The sequence below is a fragment of the Chromatiaceae bacterium genome, assembly GCA_024235395.1.
GTDB lineage: Bacteria > Pseudomonadota > Gammaproteobacteria > Chromatiales > Chromatiaceae > Thiosocius.
Map to the genome: position 1 here is coordinate 71,924 of JACKMK010000004.1, position 25,456 is coordinate 97,379.

General features: G+C 62.7%; 23 protein-coding genes. 3 read left to right on the forward strand and 20 right to left on the reverse strand.

Annotated features, from left to right (window positions below):
* Positions 1–115 precede the first annotated feature (115 nt).
* From H6955_18820 to H6955_18900, 17 genes are all read right to left on the reverse strand, one after another.
* Complete coding sequence (locus tag H6955_18820; GenBank protein ID MCP5315620.1) at positions 116–1,381, reverse strand: inorganic phosphate transporter; 1,266 nt, start codon at positions 1,379–1,381, stop codon at positions 116–118.
* 86 nt (positions 1,382–1,467) lie between these two features.
* Positions 1,468–2,148 (reverse strand): TIGR00153 family protein, encoded by a 681-nt coding sequence (locus H6955_18825; protein ID MCP5315621.1) that lies wholly within the window; start codon positions 2,146–2,148, stop codon positions 1,468–1,470.
* Between the two features lie 406 nt (positions 2,149–2,554).
* Entirely contained in the window at positions 2,555–3,019 is a 465-nt protein-coding gene (locus tag H6955_18830) for a hypothetical protein (protein MCP5315622.1), read from the reverse strand.
* Between the two features lie 3 nt (positions 3,020–3,022).
* On the reverse strand, positions 3,023–3,265 hold the full coding sequence (locus H6955_18835) for a hypothetical protein (GenBank protein ID MCP5315623.1): 243 nt from the start codon (positions 3,263–3,265) through the stop codon (positions 3,023–3,025).
* Between the two features lie 120 nt (positions 3,266–3,385).
* Complete coding sequence (locus tag H6955_18840; GenBank protein MCP5315624.1) at positions 3,386–3,628, reverse strand: hypothetical protein; 243 nt, start codon at positions 3,626–3,628, stop codon at positions 3,386–3,388.
* Positions 3,629–3,647: 19 nt separating this feature from the next.
* Positions 3,648–5,459 (reverse strand): Na/Pi symporter, encoded by a 1,812-nt coding sequence (locus tag H6955_18845; GenBank protein MCP5315625.1) that lies wholly within the window; start codon positions 5,457–5,459, stop codon positions 3,648–3,650.
* 245 nt (positions 5,460–5,704) lie between these two features.
* Positions 5,705–6,976, reverse strand: a complete 1,272-nt coding sequence (apgM, locus tag H6955_18850; protein MCP5315626.1) for a 2,3-bisphosphoglycerate-independent phosphoglycerate mutase — start codon at positions 6,974–6,976, stop codon at positions 5,705–5,707.
* A 40-nt stretch (positions 6,977–7,016) separates the two neighbouring features.
* The gene (locus H6955_18855) at positions 7,017–8,198 is read right to left on the reverse strand and encodes a hypothetical protein (GenBank protein MCP5315627.1); all 1,182 of its coding nucleotides are present in this window, start codon (positions 8,196–8,198) and stop codon (positions 7,017–7,019) included.
* A 206-nt stretch (positions 8,199–8,404) separates the two neighbouring features.
* Complete coding sequence (locus H6955_18860) at positions 8,405–8,674, reverse strand: hypothetical protein (protein ID MCP5315628.1); 270 nt, start codon at positions 8,672–8,674, stop codon at positions 8,405–8,407.
* A 97-nt stretch (positions 8,675–8,771) separates the two neighbouring features.
* Positions 8,772–9,002: a hypothetical protein gene (locus H6955_18865; protein ID MCP5315629.1), complete on the reverse strand. Its 231-nt coding sequence runs from the start codon at positions 9,000–9,002 to the stop codon at positions 8,772–8,774.
* A 146-nt stretch (positions 9,003–9,148) separates the two neighbouring features.
* A complete protein-coding gene (gnd, locus tag H6955_18870; protein ID MCP5315630.1) occupies positions 9,149–10,162 on the reverse strand; it encodes a decarboxylating 6-phosphogluconate dehydrogenase in 1,014 nt (337 codons plus the stop codon).
* Positions 10,163–10,260: 98 nt separating this feature from the next.
* Complete coding sequence (locus tag H6955_18875; GenBank protein ID MCP5315631.1) at positions 10,261–10,755, reverse strand: DUF1269 domain-containing protein; 495 nt, start codon at positions 10,753–10,755, stop codon at positions 10,261–10,263.
* Between the two features lie 334 nt (positions 10,756–11,089).
* Positions 11,090–12,490 (reverse strand): sigma-54-dependent Fis family transcriptional regulator, encoded by a 1,401-nt coding sequence (locus H6955_18880; GenBank protein MCP5315632.1) that lies wholly within the window; start codon positions 12,488–12,490, stop codon positions 11,090–11,092.
* Positions 12,483–13,931: an ATP-binding protein gene (locus H6955_18885; GenBank protein ID MCP5315633.1), complete on the reverse strand. Its 1,449-nt coding sequence runs from the start codon at positions 13,929–13,931 to the stop codon at positions 12,483–12,485. Before H6955_18885 ends, H6955_18880 begins: the two co-directional genes overlap by 8 nt.
* Positions 13,932–14,394: 463 nt before the next feature.
* Complete coding sequence (locus H6955_18890; protein MCP5315634.1) at positions 14,395–15,396, reverse strand: hypothetical protein; 1,002 nt, start codon at positions 15,394–15,396, stop codon at positions 14,395–14,397.
* A 284-nt stretch (positions 15,397–15,680) separates the two neighbouring features.
* Positions 15,681–16,298: a cytochrome b/b6 domain-containing protein gene (locus H6955_18895; protein MCP5315635.1), complete on the reverse strand. Its 618-nt coding sequence runs from the start codon at positions 16,296–16,298 to the stop codon at positions 15,681–15,683.
* Between the two features lie 176 nt (positions 16,299–16,474).
* Entirely contained in the window at positions 16,475–17,107 is a 633-nt protein-coding gene (locus H6955_18900) for an NAAT family transporter (GenBank protein ID MCP5315636.1), read from the reverse strand.
* 395 nt (positions 17,108–17,502) lie between these two features.
* Here H6955_18900 and H6955_18905 point away from each other — a divergent pair, with 395 nt between their 5' ends.
* The gene (locus H6955_18905; protein ID MCP5315637.1) at positions 17,503–20,355 is read left to right on the forward strand and encodes a bifunctional transaldolase/phosoglucose isomerase; all 2,853 of its coding nucleotides are present in this window, start codon (positions 17,503–17,505) and stop codon (positions 20,353–20,355) included.
* A 177-nt stretch (positions 20,356–20,532) separates the two neighbouring features.
* Entirely contained in the window at positions 20,533–21,174 is a 642-nt protein-coding gene (locus tag H6955_18910) for an OmpA family protein (protein ID MCP5315638.1), read from the forward strand.
* Between the two features lie 280 nt (positions 21,175–21,454).
* Here H6955_18910 and H6955_18915 read toward each other — a convergent pair whose 3' ends face one another.
* The gene (locus H6955_18915) at positions 21,455–22,927 is read right to left on the reverse strand and encodes a DHA2 family efflux MFS transporter permease subunit (protein MCP5315639.1); all 1,473 of its coding nucleotides are present in this window, start codon (positions 22,925–22,927) and stop codon (positions 21,455–21,457) included.
* 30 nt (positions 22,928–22,957) lie between these two features.
* Positions 22,958–23,944, reverse strand: a complete 987-nt coding sequence (locus H6955_18920) for an HlyD family secretion protein (protein MCP5315640.1) — start codon at positions 23,942–23,944, stop codon at positions 22,958–22,960.
* A gap of 718 nt (positions 23,945–24,662) precedes the next feature.
* Here H6955_18920 and H6955_18925 point away from each other — a divergent pair.
* On the forward strand, positions 24,663–24,806 hold the full coding sequence (locus tag H6955_18925) for a DUF3096 domain-containing protein (GenBank protein ID MCP5315641.1): 144 nt from the start codon (positions 24,663–24,665) through the stop codon (positions 24,804–24,806).
* Between the two features lie 131 nt (positions 24,807–24,937).
* On the opposite strand, the gene H6955_18930 is transcribed toward H6955_18925, so the two are convergent.
* The gene (locus tag H6955_18930; GenBank protein ID MCP5315642.1) at positions 24,938–25,372 is read right to left on the reverse strand and encodes a TusE/DsrC/DsvC family sulfur relay protein; all 435 of its coding nucleotides are present in this window, start codon (positions 25,370–25,372) and stop codon (positions 24,938–24,940) included.
* Positions 25,373–25,456 lie beyond the last annotated feature (84 nt).

Sequence of the window (25,456 nt, forward strand, 5' to 3'; positions counted from 1 at the left end):
CCTTGTGACACATTCGTGCATGGGGGCTTAGGGGCACCGGCGGAGACCGGCCAAATACTTCCTGGTTACGAAGGGGCCGGGATCCGCGGCAGCGGGTCCCGGGTTCCCCCGAAGGCTAGCCGAAAATGCCCTTGAACACGTAGAAGAATATCGCGGCCAGGATGCCGCCGGCCGGCAGTGTCACGACCCAGGAGATCACGATGTTGCCGATCACCCGCAGGTCGAGGGCCCCCAGCCCGCGTGCCAGCCCGACGCCCATCACCGCACCCACGGCGATGTGAGTGGTCGATACCGGCAGGCCTGTCTTGGAGGCCAGCACCACGGTGGTCGCAGCCGCCAGCGTCGCGCAGTAGCCGCGGGTCGGCGTCAGCTCCGTGATCTTGGTGCCGATGGTCTGCATCACCTTCCAGCCCATGGTGGCCAGACCGACCACGATGCCGGCACCGCCGAGGATCAGTATCCAGATCGGCAATGAGGCCTTCTGACCGACCTCGCCACCGCTTTGCACGATCGAGACCACCGCGGCCAGCGGCCCGATGCCGTTCGCGACATCGTTGGAGCCGTGAGCGAACGCCATCGCACAGGCGGTGAAAATCATCATCGGCACGAAGGCCTTTTCGACGCTGGCATAATGGAACTCGCGTTCCGCCATCTCGTCCACCTTGACGCGGTTGATCATCATCCTGCCGATCGCGGCAACGATCAGGCCGAAGACCACGGCGATGATGAAGCTTTCACCCATCGAAAATTCCAGCTTCAGGTGCTTCAGCCCCTTGAACAGCGTGACAAGGCTGACGACGAAACCAACCAGGAACACGTAGAAGGGACCGTAGGTCTTTGCCTTGGCGAACGGGTTTTCCGCATTCAGGATCAGCTTGCGGATACTCATCATCAACACCAGCGCAATGACGCCACCGAGCAACGGTGAGACCACCCAGCTGGCGACGATCTGGCCGATTTTTCCCCACTGTACGGCATCCATGCCGATGCCGGCGATCGCGAACCCGACGATCGCACCCACGATCGAGTGCGTCGTGGACACCGGCCAGCCGCGGTAGGACGCAATCATCAGCCAGATGGCCGCTGCCAGCAGCGAGGCCAGCATTCCGTACACCAGCAATTCCGGCGAGCCGGTAATCGCCGAGGGATCGATGATGCCTTTTCGGATCGTCTTGGTCACGCTGCCGCCGGCGATGAAGGCACCGGCGAATTCAAAAACGGCGGCGATGATGATCGCCTGCTTCACCGTGATGGCGCCGGAGCCCACCGAGGTGCCCATCGCGTTGGCGACATCGTTTGCGCCGATCCCCCAGGTCATGTAGAGACCGAAGATCACCGCCATGACCATGAAGATCATGCCGTATTCGGAGATGGTTTCCATAACTGTTACCTAGCCTTGTTTTTAGCACCCGCTGTGCGCGGGAGATGCGGGATGGTCTGCGGCATTCTCGAAGACACGGCCGACACTCAGCGTGCGATCAGCAATCGCAGCCGGTCGCCGACCTTTTCGGCATAGTCGGCCAGGTCGCCGATCCATTGGATCAGCTGGTACCAGAACATCACCGACACCGCTGACATGCTGTCTTCCTGTGCGAACAGGCTGCGAGCCAGCTGCATGCCCATCTCGTCGGTTTCGTCCTCGATCTTGTTGAGGTCGGCCACCATCTCTTCGACCTGGCTCGCCTCGCGTCCCCTGAACCCCATCTCCACCAGTTCGTCGAGCTCTTCGATGATCTTGCCCGCGTGGTTGCAGGTGTCGACGCAGCGGTTGACCAGCGCCATCAATGGTTCCGCCATGCCCGGCGGCACCTCAAACCTGCGCTCGGTCAGCAGGCCGGCGATGTCCTGGGCGGTATCGGCGATCGAATCCTGCATTGCGAGCACGTCGAGCAGGTCGCGTCGATCGACAGGCATCAGCAGGCTCTTGGGGAGATGCCCACGCAGCTGGTTCTTGATCTCGTCGGCGGCCTGTTCCTTATCGAAGATCACCGCCTTCTGGGCCTCGAGTTTCGCCCGATCGCCGTCCAGCAGCGCCTGGAAAAGCGCCGGTACCTCGGCCACGCATTCGACCACCACGCGCATGTGCGCCTGTATCGGCCGAAAAGGAGAGCGGCCGAAAAGGGCTGCAAACGGATTGGTCGACTTCATGCTGTTCATCCTCCCGGGGGAAACCGAAGTTGAATATCTCCACCGCCCACACCGAATGGCGGGACGTGACAACAATCTGCTCTTCGAAATCTTCGCTTCGAATCGTGCTTCTATTTAAAAAAATGATCCCTCACGGGCCGTTAGGCAAGGCGCGCCGAGGCATCATTCGGCGTTTTTGTCATATTTCCGCAACTTTTCTGACATCGAACAAATTCGGTCCCTCGAGCACCGAAATACCGGTCCGGCCGCATGCAAGACGAGTGCCTCATTTTCGGACGTTTCGTGGAGAAGTCGCCGAGAAGACGCGAGGTCGGAATACCGCGATCGAAGGCGGTGTCGTCACACGGCCCCGCCGTTGGTGTCCGGGGGACACCAAGACCCGCCGCGCGACCAGCGCAGTCGGTAGTCAGTAGTTCGCAAACAGCCGGTTGAGCCGGGTGCCCAGGCGCTCGAGCGTGGCCAGCAGGTGGTCATACTGGACCTTGTCCCGTGTAAACCCGGACCGGCCATCGACGCCCGTATCGCGGTAGGCCGACTCGTCCTGTCGAAGGTTCGTGAAGATCAGGTCGAGCCCGGCGATCGCCTGGCCCAATGCCTCCGCGTAGTCGGACAGCACCTGTTGCAACTCCCGGTCCCGGCCTTTCGTTGCTTCGTTGCGCGTCATGTCTTTGATCTGGAGCTTGAGCGTGACGAGTTCGTCCTGCAGTCCTTTCAATGACTGCGAGAACTCACCGTAGGCACGCTGGCGATGTCCGCGCAGTGCATCGATGATCAGTCGGAACGACGCAGCGCCGAACAGGGCATTGTGGATCGCGTGATAACGATGATGCACATCAGCCACCGCACACCCGATGTCAACGATGCCAGACACGTCTCAAGGTCCTTTCGGGTCTCTGCGCAGATGCGTTCGGTATTGGATCTTCAACCAGATCCCCACGACCAGCAGGCCGAGGGCGATCGAAACCAGGATAGGGTCCAGCCTGCCGTCAATGAAGAACACGATCGCGAGGACGGCCACGCTGACCCAGAACGCCATCACCGCCGCCACCCATCGCGTCTTCAGACTATTCCTTGCCCGCGTCCAGTCTGCCGACACGTCAGCATCGTTCTGTTTCATGCCATCCTCAATATCGCCGGGCGGGTGCGGGAGCCGGGAAACGGGACACCAATCAGGCCGTTCAACGTGACCTGCCGCTGCGGATCGGTTGTCGGAGGGCCGATATGCGGCCGGAATCCGCTACTTCAGCTCCTTGAGCGCCTTCAGGCCTTTCTTACGCTGTGCGCGAATGACCGCAAGATGCTTGCGTATCTTTTCCTTGTCACTTTTGTTCTTTTCCGCCTCGAGCTTGTGTACCAGTTTGCGCTTGCGCTTCTTCAGCTTCTGCAGGATGTCTTTGAGGGACTTCTTCTTGTCTCGGCGCTTCATCTTTTCCGCGCTGAGTATCTCCTCGGCCTTTTTCAACAGCTTGGGCGTTTTCATAAGATATCGAGTCCCGCATTCATGAATCGTGGTGTTCCAGCTCGGATCTCAACTCCTCGATCTCGTCTTCGGTGAGGGCCAGCTCCCGCTCGACTTCCCTCATCGAGGCATCTCCGGTGGCAAACAGCACTTCACCCATCTGTACCAGGTTCTTGGCGACATCGTAGGCATAGGTGGCGTCGTTCATCAATGAAGTCGCCATGGGGGCGGTGATCTTGTTGTCCCGAATGAGTTCTTCGAGGACGCCATTGCGTGTGCTGTCCTGGTCTTCCATTTCCACCTTGAGCGTGTCGAATGACAGCACTGCCAGGGGATCCTCGGTATGCGCACGCACCTCGGCCAGATGACGCAGGACCTCGCCCAGCTGTATACGAATCTTGTTGTATTCGTCGCGAATGGCCGCGTTGTCCGACGCGACGTATCGCGCCAGGTTCTTGTGCATGTGCTTGGTGTCCTTTATCGCTTCGACCATGTCACGGCCGGCGGCGCGCAAAGCGAACAGCGTATTGGACTGCTCTTCGTTCATCGTCACTTGAGCCCTGCTGATGAAATTGACGATCTCGCTGTACAGTCCTTTGACGGTGGTGTTGTACTCGTCGTCCAGGTCGATGGCGATCGGCTTGCTGGTCCGCTTGACGACATCGGCGAGGTCCAGATCCGAAAGTATGTCTTTGCGGTGCAGGCTGAGGCCGTGCGCGATTATCGCGAACGCGTTGTCGTACAGACGCAGGGTCTCTTTCCTCACCGCCTCGATGGCCGTGTCCGGCAGCTCGATGACCGAGTCGTTGAGGTACATCGGCACTGCTGCGGCCGCCGCCTTCTCGGGCATCGTTCGCATCAGGAAACTCACGAGGTGATTGATGAACGGCATCATCACCACGATGCCGATCGTGTTGAAGACACTGTGGAATACGGCGAGTTTCAGCGTGTAGTCGTCGTCGGCGATGCCCACCGACGAGCTGATCAGATTGACCCCCTGAGCGATCTGGTGGATGAACGCGATGGCGATCAGCGCGGTGACCATGTTGAAGATCAGGTGGGCCGCCGCCAGGCGCTTGCCCTGGATGTTCGAACTCATCGAGCCCAGGATGGCGGTGATCGTGGTGCCGATGTTGGCGCCGATCGCAAGCGCCAGGGCGTTTTCGTAGGTGACCTGCTGGGCAGCCAGGGCCGTGATGATGATCACCAGGGTCGCATGACTGGACTGCATGATCACCGTCGCCGCGACGCCGATCAGCGTGAACAGGAATATGCCCGCATAGCCTTCCACCGCGAAGGCGGTCAGGTCGATGGTGTCGCGAAACGCCTCGAAGCCTTCCTTCATGTGATGGATGCCGAGGAACAGGAAGCCCAGCCCGGCCAGGACGTATCCCACACCCTTGAGGTTCTTCGAGCGTTGGAACACCAGGATGATGCCGAATACCAGCATGGGCATCGCATATGCCGATATCTTGACCTTGAGCCCGAAGCCCGCGATCAGCCAGGCGCCGGTCGTGGTACCCAGATTCGCACCGAAGATGATCCCTATGCCGGCCGCCAGTCCGATCAGGCCGGCGCTGAGAAAGGAGATCGTGATGACGGATACCAGCGAACTCGACTGCATCAGCGTGGTGGTGACGACACCGAAGCTGAGCGACTTCCAGAGCCCCTCCGTGGTCTTGCGCAACAGCCGTTCGAGCAGGCCGCCGGTAAAGGCCTTGAAACCGTCTTCGAGCGCGAGCATGCCAAACAGGAAGATCGCGACCCCGGCGGATATCTCCTTGAAGTCCGGACTGATCCAGAAACCGTACGCGAGGATGGCGAGGATTGTCGGGAGTATTATCTTTTTCATAGCATCATGGGCGCCATCGCCAACAAGGAAGCTTGCACAACCAAAGGTATCCGTACCGCCGATCGTGTGTCCTCGTGCGGTGTCTCACGTCGCGTCCCGGATCGCCGCTTTCAGCGACGAACTCGAAGATCTCGCCGAGGTATCGGCAGGTCGCGCACTCCAAGGAATGCTAGCACAGGCAAAGCGCAGGCCCGTCGACGCGTGTAACTCCCGGGTGAAGGCGCGGCCGATCGGCTTGGCGGTTGTCAATGAAACAGGTAGTCGCGGTCACATGGCCGGTAGTTGCTCACGACCCCCATCGCGTCCAGAAGGCCGAGTAGAAAAGCCGTCGCTGAGATGCGTCCCAAGCCACCGGCGATGCATGCAGACTCGTTGAATGCGGAGACCTGGTCACGCCGCCCGTTGGGTGCGATGGTAAACGCCGGTACGGGGTCGCCGCAGTGGCGGCCGCGGTTGCTGTCGGTGGAATGATCGCCGGTGACCGCGATCGCGAGATCCGGGCGCCGCAACGCGTCGAGCATCCGGTCGACGCGTTCCAGGCAGGCTTTCTTGCCCAATGGATCGCGGTCGTGGGCGCAGATGTCCGGACCCTTGATGTGCAGGAAGACGAGGTCCCGATGCTCGAGTTCGGCGAGTGCGGCGGCGAGCTTGCCCTCCAGGTCGGTGTGCGGCAGGGCGCTGAATCCCGGTTTGCGGACCGTGTGAAAGCCGAACAGCCGACCCAGTCCCTCCACGGTGCGTTCGCCGGCGATCACCGCAGCGTCAACCCCCAGTGAAGTCACGAGGTTGCGCAAAGGTGCCACGCTGCCGGGACTGCGCGTGATGATGCCTGTAGCGGGGAGCAGGCCGCGCGCCTCCCGATCGGCATTCACCGGATGTTCCACCAGCCGACGGTGTGCCTCCTCGACGAACCGGTTGACTGCACGCGCTGTGCGCTGCGCCGCCTCGTCGGTAGCATCTGCAGCCGTTGCGGGCCTCACGCCCGCACTCATGCGGCCGCTACCCGGATCGGTATCCGAAACCGCGCTCGACAGGCCTGCGCCGCGCAGCAGGAGCACCGCACGGTGCTGGGTCGTCGGATACAGGCTGCCCGTGATCCCGTCACCGAGCGGGATATCACGCAGCGCAGCCGCGAGATCTTCGGTCTGCTCGAGGATACGACCGCTGCGGCGGTCGCGGATCTGCAACCTGCCCTCCTGCGCTTCGAGGGTTGCGAAATTGCAGCGAAACAGGACATCCCCCGGCTGCACCGGCAGGCCGATGCCCGCTGCCTCGACCGGACCCCGCGCAAGAACGGTCGCATCGGCGGGTGCCAGACCCATCAGGACACCCGTTCCGATATGGGTGCCAACGGGGGCACCGGGTGAGAGTGGATCAATCATCCCGGCAACCCCGTCACGCGCCATTCGGTCGAGGACCGGCAGCGACGCGGCCTCGAGCGGTGTCTGCCCCTGCAACTGCGGACAGCTGCGGTCGCCGACGCCGTCGAGAATAATCATCAGCCCCTTGTACTCCACCTCTACCTCCCCGGGATGCCTCTGTACCTTGCCCAAGATTCTAGGGAAACACCCGCTTCAACGTCGGCTCGAGCCTGACCGAGAGATGGTCACCGATGATCCGGAGGATCTCGGCAATCGTGCTCTCGCGATCGTCATTGACCACGATGGGGATCCCTTCCCTGTCGGCCTCGGACAACAGGTACGACTGCAGTTGCCAGATGGCATCGAAGCTTTTCAGATAGCGCTGTGCGCGCCGCTGCATCGCGCTACTGCTGCGACCACGGATCCGCTTGCGCAACACCTCCTGTTTCAGGATAGCCAGCATGATCGGCACCACCACGATATCGTCGCTGTCGCGCAGCCGTTTCACTGTCGTCGCATCGATATGCACGCCCTCCAGCACCATCGAGACACGCTCGCGAACCGCCCGCTGGACCACCGCCTCGCAGGCCACCGCCAGCAGGCCGGTCTGGCCACGATACCCATTGGAGATCTGGTCCTCGAAGTCCGCGGCCCCGGCTGCGTCCGGCAAGGCGCGCCACGCATCGAATGATGACTGGTGGAGGATCGGAAGCAGGCGCTCGGGCATCATCATCCGCATGACCTCGCGCAACATGTCGGTCGATTGGGTGCGGAAGATATCGAGACGGCTCGCCAGTTCGGTCGCAAGCGTGCTCTTGCCGGTCCCTGCGGTGCCACCGATCAACAGCAGCAGCGGTGTACCGCTGCGCTTGAACCGGCGCCAGACCAGGTAGCGCTGTGCCGTTCCCCTGTCGATCTCCCGGGCCAGCATGCGATAAGTCAGGCGACCCAGATAGGATTTGCTGATCTCCTCGCGCTGGCGGGCCAGGAGATGACGGCCGATCAGGCGGCTGAGGTAGCGCGCATCTTCCGGTGCCATGCCGCACAATTCCAGCGACTTGCTGTGATCCTCGATCGAGTACGGCGCCAGATGCCCCTCTTCTCCGCGCACCGTGACGGTACCGGCACCCTCCGTCCGTGATTCATAGCGTTCGGCAATGTCGTCCTTGTGATACCTGCGCAGTCGTTCCGCCACCAGGTCGCGCAACTTCCAGGTCTGGACCTCGGACACGTCACTCAAGGCATCGCGCACCTCGGAGGCGAGGTCGTAGGCCTCCTCGAAATCGAGGCCGATATCCTGCAGGGAACGCGTCAATATCCCCCTGAGAAAAGGGACCTTGGTTTCCTCATTGGAATCAATGACCAGGAGTTTTGCCATAGGGTTCGCGCCCACGCCCTTTCAGTCGATCGAAGTCGGAGGGCATCGCCACCCCCACGGTTAACTTTAGTTTGTCGGCGGCACATCGAGCAGCCCTTCCGATCACAAATCCTGCATCAGTGGCATCCGCGGCGCGACAGCGAACGACAGGTGTGAATGCGCCCGCCGCGTCGCCGTTGGTCTGCAGGGGATTGCGGGGCGTTCTCTCAGTGCCCGGCCTCGGCGAGCGCCGCCCGCAGCGCCCGCAACTCGGCCGGCAGTCCGTCCGGATCGGCCTCGATCAGCGGCGCGAGATCCTCGTCGAGCAATTCGCGCACGCGCCCGCGGGGATCGCCGCGGCGCGATTCGGCGACCAGCAGTTGCCAGGCGGCCTTGAATGTTTCCGGATGCCGTCGGCCCAAGGTCGCGCGGCAATCCGCGAGATGGGTGTCGAGGCGTTCGGCGGCGATGTCCAATTCGCCGAGGCCGATCAACACGGCGGCGAGATTGTTCACTGAGTCTAGTAAAGCCGGATGGGCGTGCCTCGACAGCCGGCGGGCCTCCGCAGCATTCCGGAAAAGCCTTGTCAGCAGCCTATTGCGATGCCGCCGCTGGTGCAGCGCGCTGCGTCTCAAGTTTGTCAACGGCGTCTTCGTCCAGTATCCACGTCAATCGAGCGTCGGGATCGTTCACCCCGTCTCTGTAGGTGGTGGTGAGCGCCCCGTGAACAGTCTCGCCTGCCAACGCCATATCGGGTTGCGGATTCTCCAGTGCCGCCAGGGCGGCGCGAATTCGAGCGTCGATATCGTCGAGTTGCGCAAACAACAGTCACGTGTCCACGGTTCCCGCGTGCTTGACGACTGCGGCATCGAGACAGGTCGACCGTCTCGGTCACAGACGCTCTCGATACCGACGACGCGGGCACAGTCAGACTGCCGTGACGAGCCCTTTCCGATATGGGAGAAACATCGCTATCCGGCCCCTTTTTCCGCATGCCCACCGAATTGCCAGCGCATCGCTGACAACAGCCGGTTCCGCAGGTCGGTGGAACCGCGCGAGGCGAATCGACCGAACAGGGCGGTCGTCAATACCGGCGCCGGTGCACCGATCTCTATGGCGGCCAGGGCGGCCCACCGCCCTTCGCCGGAGTCGGAGACACGCCCGTCGAAACGTTCCAGCCCTGGATCACTGCGCAGTGCCTGTGCGGTCAGATCCAACAGCCAGGATGCGATCACGCTGCCGCGCCGCCAGACCTCGCTGACCTGCGCGACATCGATGTCGAAGCCGTACATCTCGGGTTCCTCGAGCGGCGCCGTTTCGGCGTCGGCACTCACCTCCAGGCGGCCGGCAGCGGCGAGCCGGAGGATATTGAATCCCTCGGCATATGCTGCCATCAGGCCATACTCGATCCCGTTGTGGACCATCTTCACGAAGTGACCCGCGCCCGATGGACCACAGTGCAACCAACCCTGTTCTGGCGGTGACGGTTCACCCGTGTTGCCCGCCGTGCGCGGTGCGCTGAAACCCGGTGCCAGTGTCCGAAACACGGGCGCCACCCGGTCCACGGCCTCGGCGGCACCGCCGATCATCAGGCAGTAACCGCGCTCGCGTCCCCACACACCACCGCTGGTGCCGACGTCGAGGTAGTGGATGCCCTGTTTGGACAGGCTGGTGGCACGCCGCTTGTCGGCCGTGAAATGACTGTTGCCACCGTCTATCAGGATGTCGCCGCCGGCGAGCTTCGAGGTCAGCCCATCGACCAGGCCGTCGACCGCAGCGGCCGGCACCATCAACCAGATCACCCTCGGCCTATCCAGTCGGTCGACCAATTCGCCGATGCTGCCCACGCCGACGGCACCTTTGGACTCCAACGATTCGATGGCCTGTGCCGAGCGATCATGTACTACGCATCGGTGTCCGCCGGCGAGCAGACGCTCGGCCATGCTGGCCCCCATGCGTCCCAGGCCGATCATGCCTATTTGCATCTTGTACCTCCGCCTTTTTGTATCGAGTGGGTTGGAATACCGACAGATGCCATTGCGCGGCCCCGGGTGCTTTGGTCGACCGTTTGGCGATGCGGCACTCAGGACTCGATGACAGCAGTCTCCGCTGCCATTTCCTGTTCCATCAGCTGCTGAGCCCGGGCCACCTGCTGCGTGTCGCCATGCGCGATCACCAGGAAGCGGTCGGCCCTGACATGACGCTCGTACTTGATCACGTCCTTTTTCGGCAGGCCCAGGCTCACGAGCGCAGCCCCCAATGCGCCGATCCCCCCAACCACGGCGGCGCCCTCGGCCGTACTCACGAGCAGATGAATGAAGGGACCAGCGGCGGCAACCGGTCCGATGCCGGGAATCCAAAAGAATGCCGAGCCGAACAGCAGGCCCCAAAGTCCACCCCAGAAGAGGCCGGCCCCTCCCCAGGTCTTCACCCGGTCACCGGCCGTATAGAACCCGACCGGCCGTTCTTCGGAGTGATAGCCCTTGCCGACGATCGACAGCTGGCGCAGTGGGAAACCGTTGGACTCCATGGTCTTCACCAGCTTTTCCGCCTGTTCGTGCGTATCGAACACGCCGATGGCGGCCTTTTCGAAGGCACTCGTGTGGGTCGAAGCCTCGGCTTTCGGTCCGGTATCGTCGAGATCAACCGATGGCTGCGCGTGTGAGGATTCGGTGTTCATGATGTCGCTCCTTGTTCACAGATGCTGGGGCCTGTAGCGAATCGCCATACCCGGCCCCTCGGTGAACCATGCGGAGCATGCAGCGTGCCAGCCATAGCGGTGGTCTGCTGCAAGGTTTTGCGGGCGCAGCGAACGCCGCAATGCCGACACAGCGGTGAAAATGAACCGGGGCTTCCATGCGACTGGGGGATTCGAACCGCCTCGACCGGGTCGATCTGCAGGAGGGTCTCGCTCAGTCGCTCGTCTTCAAACCGTATTTCTGCACCCGGTAACGGAGCTTTTCTCGCGTCGTGCCGAGTACCCGCGCGGTCAGACTGACGTTGTCGTCGTTGCGCACCAGTGCCTCGGTCAGGATGCTGCGCTCCATCTCCTCGAGACTCATGCTGCCATCGAGCGGCAGGCAGATGCGATCGCTGTCGATCTCCGCTCCGGGCACCACCTGCCCCTGTGCCGAGTCGCGGTCGTCCAGATGCAACCACCGTTCGGAAAACGTCGGCCCATCGGCCAACAGGACACAGCGCTCGACGAGATTGCGCAGTTCGCGCACATTGCCCGGCCACGAATAGCCGGCGAGACGTCGCCACACGGTTGACGGCACGGTCTCCACGCGCTGCCCGGATCGGGCATTGAACTCGTCGATGAAGGCCGGCAACAGGTCCTCGAGGTCTTCCTTGCGGTCGCGCAGCGCGGGCACCGCCAGCCGGAACACCGCCAGTCGATGGTACAGGTCGGCGCGGAAATCCCCGCTGGACACACTGTCTTCGAGGTCGCGGTTGCTCGCCGCGATCACCTGGAGGTCGACTTCCAGTTCCCGGTCACCGCCCACGCGGCGGATCCGGCGGTCCTCGATGGCCTTGAGCAGTTTCGCCTGGAGATCCAGGTCCAGCTCGCCGAGTTCGTCCAGAAACAGGGTGCCGCCATTGGCCTGCTCGATGAGCCCCCGCCGCCGGTTCCTGGCGCCCGTGAAGGCCCCCGCCTCGTGGCCGAACAGTTCGGCCTCGAGCAGTTCCCGCGGAAGCGCGGCGCAATTGACTTCCACCAGCGGACCTTCGGCTCGCGGACCGGTATGGTGAAGGATGCGCGCGACCAGCCCCTTCCCGGTACCGGTTTCGCCGCTGATCAACAACGCCGAAAAAGGTACCCTGGCGAGTCGTGTCAACATGTCGCGCACGTCTTTTGCCGCCGGGCTGTGGCCGATGAATGCTGCCGGTGAGAAACGGTTTCCGCGCGCGCGCCCTTCATCCTGCAATCTCCTTTGTGCGCGCGCGCTGCGTGCCGCACCGGACACAACGATCTGCAGGCGCTCCTGCTCACAAGGCTTTTCCAGAAAATCAAAAGCTCCGAGCTTGAGCGCCCGCACCGATTCCGGCACCCCGCCGAACGCCGTCAGAAAGATCCATTCGCCGGCCATCCCGCGGGCGCGCACCTTTTCGAGCAGGTCGAGCGCATTGCCGTCCGGCAGATTCATGTCGGACAACACGACCAGGGGCTCAAGGTTGCGTTCGAACAGCAGGCGCGCGGCGGTCGCAAGGTCCGCTGCCAGTAAGGTCTCCCAGCCGGCGTCGGAAAATTCGTCGCACAGCTCCGCGCCGAGCAACGCCTCGTCCTCTATGACCAGCAGCGTGTCAGGCATTGTCATGATCCCCCGATTCAACGGCCGCGCCGCATGGCAGCGACATCGTGACCTGCGCACCCCGGGGTGAGCGGTTGTCGAGCTCCAGTTGTCCGTCCAGGTCGCGCACGAAGCGACGCACCATCGCCAGCCCAAGACCGGTCCCGCCGATGCGTCCGGTCGCGAAGGGACGAATCCCCGCCATCAGGGTCTCTTTGGGAAAACCCGGGCCGTCATCGGAGACGCTCATCACCAGATGCCCGTTTCTGCGGGTCGCCGAGACCTCCACCCGCCCCTCTTCGCCCTGTATCTGGACCGCATTGAGCAACAGGTTCAACAACGCCTGCCGGAACCCGGCGGCCGGCAGCACACAATGCAGGCCTTCGTCGACACTCACCTGTAATGCGAACTGACTCGGTACCTGGTAACGGAGCAGATCGAGGAGCTCGCGCACCGCGGCGGCGATATCGACGTCGACCATGGGCTCCGGGGCGTGGCGGGCAGCGTCCACCTGCTCGGTCAGGAGGTGATTGATGCGCTGCAGTTCCGAGATCACGGACGATATTCGATTCGCTTGATCGCCGTCCGCGATCTTGTTGCGCAGCTTCGAACACGCCAACTGTATGCCTGCCAGCGGGTTGCGCAGCTCGTGCGCCAGCCCCGCAGAGACCGCGCCGACCGCGGCAAGCCGCTCGGCCCGTGACAATTCGCGACTCTGCGCGAGCAGGGCTTCGGTCGCGGCGCGCACCCGCTGTTCCAGCAGGCGCTCACGATCCTGGTGTTCGGCTTCCAGTTCCTGCAGGCGGGAGACCATCGCGTTGTAGCTCTGAAACGCGGGCCGGGCCAGTTTGGTGGTATTCAGCAGGACCTCATCGGAAACCAGGCGAAAATCGCGTCCCGACAGCCGGTTGAGCAGATGTTGCAGATCCTTCAACGGTTGTGCCGTCCTGCGCTGCAACCAAATCGTTGCGATACCGCCCGCCAAAGGCAGTACCACCAACAACAGGACCGCCAGGCGCAGTTCCATCCGGGTGCTTTCGGTCACGTTCAGCAACAGCAGGTCGTGTTGCGCGCGTTCATCGGCGAGTACCGATCGCAGTTCGGTCAGTGTCTCGAACAGCGTCTCCACCGCGCTGGAGCCTGATGCCGTGATACGGTCGGCAACCCCGGCCAGACGGCGGTTCGTGTCGGGGTGCAGGGCGCCTTCAAGGGCAGCCACCTCGTGTAGATCGCCGCGAAGCCTGTCCATTTGCTCCCTGCCGACCCGTGCGCCTCGCAGTCCCTCCAGCAGGGTCTGTTCCATCGCCAGTCCGACGTCCTGAATGCGCGCGATATGCGCCAGGTGCTCCTGCACCGGTTGCAATCGTTCCAGATTGCGCCAGGACATCGCCACCAGCCCGCTGAGTACCAGGAGCACCAGCAGTGCCGAAAGACCGAGTGGGAGCCAGAAAAACTGCCGCATTGGAAAACGGCCCGAAGATTTGTGCGTCAACGATCCGAGCATTGCATACCCCGGACACCCCTGCCTCTATGATTGTCCCCGGTCATCGCGAGCACTCCGTATTCCCAAGGGTCACGCGGCCACCGTTTCCCTCATGTTCACACTGCAAACCCTATGCCGTGGCCCAGGGGCCCGCGACGCTGGATGGAGGCGCGGTCCAGCGACCCGACCTGGTTCACTATACGCAATGCCTGGTTGACTTGAACCACGCACATGACCCCAAGACACCCCGGCCACGGCGATCGCGCACCCGGTCTAGCCCGGAAAGGCGTCGGCGCGCGACAGACGTGATCGGTTGGCGGCGTCGCTGCCAGACAAGTAACGGGTCGCCGCCGACAAACCGGTGGACCTACCCGGGCCCCGGCCTGCCGTTTGAAAGGCCTCAAGACTGTTTCGGCCTCTGCCCAAGCGAATCCCCGCCCACTCATGGATTGCCGATCGCCGAAACATGCCCTCCAATACCATCGATCAGGTCATACACCGCATCGGCAGTGATCGGGTCACGCCGTGACAGCTTCAACGCCTGCTCAGCGAACTCGCTTCCGCCCGGTAGCGCCTGCAGATCCACGGAAGTGACACGCAACCATCGTCGGGCGAATTCCGGCCCATCACTCAATGCCTTGACAGCCCGGACCGCGTCTTCGTAGGCGGCGATCCAGTTGTTGGCCTTTAGAGTTGTCACCCATCTGATGCTCGCAAGTGCACTGCGCATCGCTTCGCTGATGCCCTGCCAATACGGAGGAGCGGGGTCGAGTGTACTCTCGGCCGAGACCAGATCACCACGGATCTTGCTGAGAGGTAACAGCGCAAAGCGGGTTGCCACGGCACGTTCCAGTCTGTCGAGCGCAGTCCGGGCGCGGGCCCTGTCGCTGTTCCACGCGGCGGTCTTCCCCTGTTCGATCGCCGATGTCGCCGCGTGATAGCGTTCGGCGGGCAACGAGATTCGGAACCCATCCAGCTCCGCCTGCAGCGGCACCCAGAGTTCCCTGTCGATCGAGTTGTCGTGGCGTTTGAGGTCTTCTCTGATGATGGCCGATTGCTGCAGCAATGCATGCATTGCGGTTGGCTTGTACAGAGCATCGACGATGTTGTTCGCGTTGTTCAATCCGAGTCGGGTATCGATTTCGTTGTGCTGTTGTGCGGAGCGCAGCACCATCAATAGATCTTTGTACAGTGCCCGCGCCGTCCCCAGCGATTTCCTATCGATGCCTTCTATGGGGCGCACGGTCTCGACTGCAGTCGCGCCGGAAAAATGCTGTGCAATCGTCGTCGCCTCCGTGTTGGAGGAGAAGCCGTTCGCCGGAGGACCCGGGAGTGGCGGCGGTGTTGCGTCCATTGCGGTATTGTCTGCCGCTTGCACAGTGGTCATGCATAGGGTGCCGATCAACAGTACCGTTGCGAATCGATTTATCGGGTGACTATTCATCAATACGCCTCCAATCGTCGAATGTGGGGTCTCACTGCTTCCCGACGGAGTACCGAGTCGATCCGGATCCGACCTGCAAGGTGGTTGGCGTGACTCGCGAACCGCATCCGCTGTTCAGCAGGCGTTCACGGGAACCCGTTGCAGATTGGGGGCCACCAGTCCGCTGCCCGGGATCCACCTGCCGGAGACCGCGCCACTCGGCCCGTGTTGCCTCGCATGCGGTCGACTTGGGTCTATCGGTTCAGTGGCGTCGGCGCAGACTCCCGAGTGCCCGCGCCCGTCGGTCAGTGGTGGCGCCGGCCCGGAAGCGGGAACCTGAACATGCGGCGCAGGGTGTCGTCGCCCTGCCAGTGATGGATTAGCGCCATCGCCACGTGCCCCACGACGTAGACCCACATCAGGGTCCCGGACGCACGATGCACAAGCAGGGCGCCTTTCGAGTACCCGGTCAATTGGCCGTTGGTAGACATCCCCAACCAGACGAGGGTGCCGGTCAGGGCCATCAACAGGGTGCACAGCGCACCGAGCCCATGGATCGTGCGAGCGACCGGCTCGCTGTCGACGGCGGTCGGCATGCACCTGCTTCGCAAGGCCGCGAAGGCGCCCAGGCCCGCCGTCAGCAGGTCGCGACGTCGGACAGGCGTGAACCACGGGTACAACGCACCCGGACCCTTCTCGCGGCGACGGATGGCCAACCACAGGAACCATGCGAGCACCCAAGGCAACAGGAACATCCCCGAAAACACATGGACATCGAATCCACCTGCCGCGATCGACGGACGCGCAAGGCCCGGCCGCGGTCTCTGCATGAACGTCGCCAGCAGCAGTTGCATACACACGCCTGCTGCGAGACCGAGGTGCAGAACGCGCGTGACGACTGAGGGCGGGAGCGGTCGATTCAAGTTCTTTCCCCTGGAACACCCGTGCCGGTTCGATGTGTCAAAGGTCGCTTGGCGCAACACTGCGATGACACCCGGCGCATGCAGATGCTGATCGCCTGATATCCCGGGGTGCCAAGACCGCGGTGGGGCTACCGAGTATGCGCGGGCCTGGGCCGCCAACGGGCGGCCCGCGGTTTTCATCCCAGCCCGGGCAGAAGGACCTTCAGGCCGTGCGTGATGAACTCCACGGCAATGGCCGCGAGCAGCAGCCCCATGATACGCGTGGCAATGTTCATGCCGGTCGTGCCCAGGACGACCGCAACGCGGTCACCGACCCGGAGCGCCAGCCACACCAGTCCTGCGACCAGCCAGACCTCCAGCACCAGGAGGCCAGTACCGGCCCAGCCCGTTCCCGCATGGGCGTAGATGATTACAGTGCTGATGGCGCCAGGTCCCGCCAACAAGGGTATCCCCAAAGGCACCACCCCCACCTGCTCCTTTTCGTGCGCCTCGTCGGCCTCCTCGTCAGTGTGACGTGCGCCACTCATCCGGGCATGCAACATCGCGATCGCCATCAACAGGATCAACACGCCGCCGCCGACCTTGAAGGCGGGCAGACCGATACCGAACAAGCGCAAGAGCGTCTCTCCGCCCAGCGCGGATGCGCTTAGCACCGCGGCAACCGTGAGCGCCGCGCGATGCGCGGTCGCACGGCGTTGTAGCGGATCTTCGCCACCGGCGAGCGCGGCGAACGCCGATACCGCCAGCAAGGGATTCACGATGACGATGAGTCCGACCAACGTATGCAGCCCGTCCATCCAATCCACCATATCGATCGCCTCCGCCAAGCTGTTCCAGCATCTCCGACAATGCGCAAGGATCGTCGGTCAAGCATCCCTCCGCCGCGCGCCTGCCGCCTACGCACCGAGTCCTGGGTAACCGGAACATCCGTGGCGGATGATCGGCTCTTTGACCGGACAGGTTACCCAGCATGCACGATCCGGTCCGGACAAACCGGCACTGTTCGAGGCGCAAGGCACCCGGAACGGCCCCCGATCAGTGCGTGCATGGTGGCTGTCACCCAGGTCCAGTGGTTGATTCCCCCCAGTGGGCCCCGCACAACGGCCTCGATGTCTTGCCGCTCAGCGATTGCGGGCGCCTGCGGAGATGGAACGGACCTTGAATGTGCGGAGGTAGAACCCTTCTCGCACCGGAGGATACCGCGATGAACGCAATCAAGGCGCTCGGCACACTTGGCCAGTCGGTCTGGCTGGACTCGGTCCGTCGGGCGTTTCTCGACAGTGGCGGGCTCCAGAGACTGATCGACGACGATGGTGTTACCGGTGTGACGACCAATCCCGCGATCTTCGAAAGGGCCATCGCCGGTAGTCGCGACTATGCTTCGGCCATCGCCGCACTTGCGTACCGCGATACCCTGGACGACGAAGCCCTGTATGAAAGCCTGGCGATGGCGGACGTACAGCGGGTCGCAGACTTGTTGTTACCCGTGTACCGACGCACCAACGGGCGTGAGGGCTATGTCAGCCTGGAGGTGTCGCCGTTGTTGAGTCAGGACACCTTGGCGACGGCCGCGGCCGCACGGCGTCTGTGGAAGGAAGTCGATCGACCCAACCTCATGATCAAGATCCCAGCTACGGCTGCTGGTGTGCCGGCCTTCGAGGAACTCGTCGCCGAGGGATTGAACGTCAATGTCACGCTGTTGTTCTCGTTGGACACGTACGAACAGGTGGCTGCGTCGTACATCCGGGGTATCCAGGAAAGACACGCAGCCGGTCAGCCGCTCACGTGCTGCGCATCGGTTGCGAGCTTCTTTCTCAGTCGCATCGACACGGCGGTGGATGCGCACATCGAGGCACTGCTGGCGAACACGCACGACCCTGTGGACCGTGCGATCCTACAATCCGTGCGTGGACAAACGGCCATCGCGTGCGCGCGCCTGGCCTATCAACGTTGGAAGGCGATGTTCAACACGCCGGGTTGGAAGGCGTTGGAGGCCGCCGGCGCTCGGCCTCAACGTCTGTTGTGGGCGAGCACCAGCACCAAGAATCCGGCATACAGTGATGTCAGATATGTGGAAACCCTGATCGGGCCGGAAACGGTCAACACGATTCCACCCGCGACGCTGGATGCATTTCGCGACCATGGACATGCACAGGTTTCGCTCGAAGAAGGCGTAGATGCAGCGGCACTGACCCTGCGCAACCTGGACCGACTGGGCATCGATCTGAGCGCGCTCACCGCCGATCTGTTGGCAGAGGGGCTCACGCAGTTCTCTACGGCTTACAACCGGCTGCTCGATGCGGTATCCGCGGCAAGGACCAGGGTCCTGACGACGCCGGCCGACAGGCAAAGCGCGCAACTACCCTCTGTCCTGAGTACCCGCGTGCGCCAGGTACTCAAAGATTGGCGCGACGATCGCAAGGTGCAGCGCCTATGGTCACGCGACGCCACGCTCTGGACCGGACGTGGAGAGAACAAATGGCTGGAGTGGCTGGACATCGTCCCCGCACAGATCGGGCGCCTCGGCGAACTGCGAAACATAGGACACCTGTTCGAAGGCCGCTATTTCAATCATCTGGTATTGCTGGGGATGGGGGGCTCCAGTCTCGCAGCCGAGGTGATCGCTGGCGTGCTCGGCAATGCACCCGCTCACCCCGAACTGATCGTGCTCGACAGTACCGACCCTGACCAGCTCCAGCACATCGAACAGAAACTGGACGTCGCACGCACCTTGTTCATTGTGGCCAGCAAGTCCGGCACGACCTTGGAAACCCGGATGCTCGCAGACTACTTCCTCGAGCGGGTGGCCAACGAGATCGGTCAGCATCAGGCAGCAAGCCACTTTGTCGCCATAACCGATCAAGGGTCACCGCTGGAAAGATTCGCCTCGGCACGGGACTTTCGGGCGATTTACCATGGTCGTCGCGGAATCGGGGGTCGGTACTCCGCGTTGTCCGACTTCGGGATGGTCCCGGCGGCGATGCTCGGAGTCGACATCGAACGCTTTCTGGAGCGCACCGCCGTTATGGTGGAGGCCTGTTCGGCCGCAACCCCGGTCGAAGAAAACCCGGCAGTCGCATTGGGGGTGCTGTTGGGCACGGCTCGGCAGGCGGGCTGGGACAAGGTGACCTTTATCGCCACTCCCGGCATCGAATCGCTGAGCGCCTGGCTCGAACAACTGCTGGCCGAATCCACCGGAAAGCTTGGCACAGGACTGATTCCCGTCAGTGGCGAGGATGTCGAACCACCCTCACGGTATGGAGAGGATCGCCTGTTCGTGCACCTGCGCATAGCGGCCGATGCAGACCCTGTTCAGGATGATGCCGTCGACCAGCTGAGTGCTGCAGGACATCCCGTTCTGCGCATTGATGTCGACGATCGCTACGATATCGGCCAGGAATTCTACCGATGGGAGATGGCGACCGCTGTCGCGGGCGCCGTGCTGCATCTCAATCCCTTTGACCAACCGGACGTCGAAGGAGCCAAACTCGCGGCACGCCAACTGGCCGTTGACGTTACGCGTCGCAGCGGGCTGGCGGACGGAACTCCGGTCGCCGACAGCAACGGACTTTCCCTGTATGCGACGGCGGAGTATGCGGCAGCCCTTGGCAGATTCCCGGGAAGCACCGATCGGTTCAATGGGTTGTTGGCCGCGCACCTGGGACAGCTGAGACCGAACGACTACTTCGCCCTGCTCGGATACCTGGATCGAGCCGACCCCGAGGTTGCGCAGTTGTTGGAACAGATTCGACACGCGGTGCGGGCGCATCACCGAAATGCGACCTGTGTTGGCTACGGTCCACGGTACCTGCACGCGACAGGCCAGGTCTACAAGGGCGGACCGAACACCGGTGTGTTCGTGGTGCTTACCCGAGACGTGCAATGCGATCTGCAACCATCGGACAGTGGGCCGAGCTTCGGTACCACGCAACTGGCGCAGGCGATCGCTGATCAGCGGGAGCTGGCTGCCCGCGGACGCCGTGTTGTACGGGTGCACCTCGGTGCAGACCCGGTTGCCGGACTCCGGCGCCTGCTTCGGCTGATCCAGGGCCAGTGATTGGCCGATATTCCCCGGTTCATATTGACCAAAGCGCTGTGTCGAACTCGGGCATGCCAACAAAGTACCGCACGATAACCGTGCCGTCCCGGTGGCATCGAGTTTGCACCGCGGAGTACAGGCCCGCTTTCTCGCCGGGTCGACCGTTCGTTCCAATCGAAATCGAGGAGAATCATCATGCGAGGCACCAAAAAAAACGTGTTCAGTACGCTCGGAGTTTCCCTGTTGACCGCGGCATTCGGTATCGCCCAGCCCGTTGTCGCTGCCACCGCATCCGCCTACCTGACCGACGGATCGGGTCAACCGGTACGCTCGGGTGCCGGAGGCTGCGTCGACAGCGGCTCATGGAAGGAATCGATGCCTACCTGTCCCGAACCCACATTGGTCGTCGAGGAAGGACGGGCGATGATCGTGTTTGCCGCCGATGACTCGGCATTCTTTGGATTCGACAAGGTCAAACTCAGTGACGAGACAAAAGCGGATCTCGACAGCATTATCGATGCGGTGGAGGATGCCGACCTGATCCACGCCGTCACGATCACAGGGCACGCAGATAAACTGGGACCGACTCCTTACAATGAACGGCTCGCACTGCGCCGCGCTCAAGCCGTCAAGGACTACCTCGTGTCCAGGGGAATCCCGGCCGAGCGCATCGCCACCGCCAGCGATGGAAGCTCCGCGCCGCTCGTGACCTGTCCGGGGATCCGGAGTGAAAACAAACTGATCCGTTGCCTGGCGCCCAACCGTCGAGTCGACATCGAAGCCGTGCTCGCCGACTCCGTGGACGTCGCCACCGTGTCGCTGACGCCCCCTGGTTGATGGGTAGTTGCCGGACAAAGGATCCGGCAAACGCCGCGTAACGTTACTTCCCTCTTCCCCGGTCTGTCCCCAATGGACGTCCGGGGTTTCTTCGACGGGACAAGCGGCCCGACGCGGACCGACGAGCGCCGTCGTCGCGGGCACGCCGCGGATCCCTATGCCAGCTGGACATCTCTTCGGCGGTCGGCCTAATGGGACATCGCCCAACATCACCGGCAGGTTTCACCGGTGTCGCTGAACTCGCGCGGACATCGCGCGCAACCGGCTGACGGCGGTCACACTACTCGCGGCGTAGCAGCAACAGCAGCGGGGCAATCAGCAGAAAACTCGCGGCAATCAGCTGAAACACCTGGGCGAATGCGAGCATTGACGACTGGCGAGCCAGTTCCTGCGCCAGGCGTGCGGGCGACAGTGGGCTGTCGATATCCAGAGACTGGGTTGCCAACCATTGGTGCAGCGCAGGATTCATCGGATTGATGTGCCCACCCAGTTGGTGCCAGTCGGCCTGACCGAAGCGTGTATACCAGGTGACCGCGATGGACACCCCCATGGCGCTGCCGATCGTACGCGCCAGGTTGAAAAGACCGGCACCTGCATCGGCCTGTTCGCGCGCCAGGGAGCCGTAAGCCATCGTCGACAGCGGGACGAAGATGGCCCCCATGCCGAGTCCCTGCACGACGCCCGGCCAGATTACCCAGGCAGGACTGATATGCAGGTTGTAGCCTGCCATGATGCCGGTCCCGGAGGCCGCGAGCAGCATGCCGATGCCGACCAGCCAGCGATGATCGACGCGAGCGGTCAATCGCGACACGATCGCCATAGAGGCGGCGGCACCGAGCGCGCGCGGCGCCATCACCAGGCCGGTCATCTCGGCCGGGTAGTGAAACAACCGCTCGAGCATGATCGGTTGCATGGCGACCGTGCCGAACAATCCCAGGCCGAACACGAGCATCATGCCGGAGGCGACTGCCAGGTTGCGATCACGGAACAGTCGCAGATCGACGATCGGCCGGGCGACACTGAGCGAACGCACGATGAAGGCGGTGATGCCGACCACTGCGGTGATCGTCAGCACGTCGATCAGCCCCGACTGCCACCAGCCTTCCTGGTTACCGCGATCGAGCAGTGTCTGCAGGCTGCCGATGCCCACGACCATCAACGCTGCACCCAGCCAGTCGGTGCCGACCGAACGCCGTGCGGTCTCGTCCACATACCGCGCAACCAGTACCAGATTTGCCAGACCGACAGGCAGGTTGATGTAGAACACCCAGCGCCAGTCGAGCTGTTGAGTAACGAAACCACCCACTGTCGGTCCGAGTACGGGCCCGAGCATCATGCCGATCCCCCAGATCGCCATGGCCTTGCCACGCTCGTCCGCCGAAAAGGCGTCAACCAGAACGGCCTGAGAAAGGGGGATCAGCGGCGCGCCCGCAACACCCTGCAACAAGCGAAACACCACGATCTCGGCGAGCGACGAGCTTTGGCCACACAGCGCCGACGCGACGACGAAACCGGCGATGCCGAACAACAGAACGCGGCGACGCCCGAAACGTCCTGCCAGATAACCCGTCAACGGGATGGTCACGGCCTCGGCAACGATATAGGCCGTCAACACCCAGGTCACCTGATCGGCGGTTGCGCCGAGCGCACCCATCATGTGCGGCAGTGTCACGTTGACGATGGTCATGTCCATGATGACCATGACCGTCGTCAACATCAGCGCCAGTCCTGAAAGTATGCGGTGGGTACCCATCGTCGACGTCGTCAGCGTGGTCCGTGCCCGTCAACCTGCCGGACCATCGGCGGCGATGGTGACGTGACTGCTTCCGCCGAGACGCAGTCCGGCCACTGGATCAAGGATGCGCAAGCGAACCGGAAAGCGTTGCGTGACCTTTACCCAGTTCCCCGTCGCGTTTTCCGGCGGCAACAGGGAAAATGCCGTGCCCGACGCGGGGCTCAGGCTCTCGACCGTTGCTTCGAAGGTCTTGCCCGGCAGCAGGTCGACCGTGACCGACGCGGATTGCCCGGGTTGGATACGGACCAGGTCGGTTTCTTTGAAATTGGCGTCCACCCAGACCTCATCGGATTCCACCAGCGCAAACAATGGTCTGCCGGCGTTCACGAAGCTTCCTGGTCGAACGGTCAGGTCCCCGACAATGCCGTCCGCCGGCGCCAGTATGCGGGTATGTTGCAGATCGAGCTTCGCCTGGCCCAGCGTCGCCTCGGCCGCACGGATCGCGGCATTGGCCTCGCCACGGCCACCTCGTCGGGCGATCGCAGCCGTCAGTTCGGCGTTGGCAGTGGCCACATTGTCATGGGCGCTTTTCAATGCCCGCTGCGCAGTGTCTCCCTCGTCTTTCGACGCCGTCCCTTTTGCGACAAGGTCGCCGACGCGCGCCGAATGTCTCTCGACCTCATGCAGGGCGGCTTCGGCGGCATCCACCTGAGCCTGAGCCGCAGTCACCTGGGCATCAGCGGCGGCCAGCGTGTCTCTTGCCTGTTGAAGCCGTGCGTCGGCCTCGTTGGCGGCGAGCCTGAACGGCCTGGCATCGAGCTCGAACAGCACATCGCCTCGCCTGACCGCCTGATGGCTGCGCACTTGGACGGTCTCTACCGTACCGCTCACTTGGGGTGCGATCTGGACAACATGCATGCCGAGGTAGGCATCGGCGGTCGACGGGTGAGCACGAAGATAGGTGTCGTAATACCAAGCGGCGGCACCACCGATGGCCAATATGCCGATGGCAAGCATCACCCGACGCAGCTGCATTTTTCCGTCTCCCAGGTATGTCGGTGTAGCCGATGACCCGTCGCCTTGCGCAGCGGCTTCGCGCACGACGCCCGCATGGCTACGGGTCGCTGTATGGAACCTTTGCAATCGCCTTGCCATGCAGCGACAGACCCTTCGGGTCGCAATGGATGACAGGTTCAGTCTGTCCCCAAAGGGCCAGGGCATGGAAAGTGCTGAGACCGCGTGTCTTGTGTCGTGGCTTGGTGATCCGTCTGGATATCCGGTCACCTGTTCGTGGTGCCCTTGACCCAGCGTGTGGTGCAAATTAACCACCCCGCACCCGGCCGTTCGACTGCACACGCTGCTGCGTCGTTGATGGTTTGGGCACCCAGCGGTCTCTGGGTGACCAACCGGCATGGCGAAGTCGTGGATCGCGTCGAGTGGTCCGCAACGATACGTTCGTCGCGTCGATCGGCACCGCTGCAGTTGGCGACCCTGTTTCGATGGCTGCAGGCACGGCAACGCCGGCACGGCACAGCTCCGGGTGCTCCAGTTCTGGACCCACCTAGCCCTGGGCCTGCCGTCACACGTGGCAGGAAATCAAGGCACGCTTCGTGCTGGCGTGTATTGACACCGGCACGCGGGCAGGATGCGCCGCCTCGCGAGTCAGTGCCGCATCGCGCTTTTACTGCAGCGCAGTATGCTCATAGAGGCATATTCTCGAACCACCAAATCGACGGAGACCTGTGTTATGGACATGACTCTGCTTTCGCCGCTTGTTTCGATCCTGTCCGGCATCGCCATCCTGGCTTGGCCGCGCCTGCTCAGTTACATCGTTGCCTTTTACCTGATTTTGTTTGGCTTGATGGGAATCATCCCGCGCCTGCAGATGGGCCTTTAGGCCGGAATGCTGGAGGCCGCGCGCGTCGCTGCTTGCTCGAGTGTATTGCTGCCAGAACTACAATGATCTCGATCACTGTGAAGGCACGCCTATCGATCCGGTGCCTGATCCACGCAACTGGATACTGACCATCAGTGGCCCCTGAAGGACCGTTCGCGCCTGGACTGCGCCGATCGAGCACGCGCAGAGCGGGTCACGCGCGTGTCACCAGCGGATGTCGGGAAAGTCTTCGATGGTGTGTCGGGTATGGGCACACCCGCGATCGCGCAGCCCTGCAACACAGGTCCGCCGGGAAACAGCGTATACAGCCATCGCATGCCACCTTCGTCGATGAAGGCCGCATCCAGCATCGCAGCCAGTTTGCGCGCCTCGCGCGGGATATCGCGCTCGACCTGAATCTGTCTCAAAAACAAGATCACCCACCAGTGCTCTCGCGTCATCTCGATGCCCAACCGCCGTGCCGTCATGCAGGCCTCCTGGCGGTCCCATTCGACCGGATCCTGGTGGCGATCGACCGGCTCTGATACCGGGTCGCCGGTGACAATGCTGTTCGACGGATTGGACATTGCAATGCTCCTTGTTGTCGGTGAGGGATGGGTATCCCTGGGTTGAAGTCGGCAGCTTCCGTGGCAACGACCGTTGCGACGGAG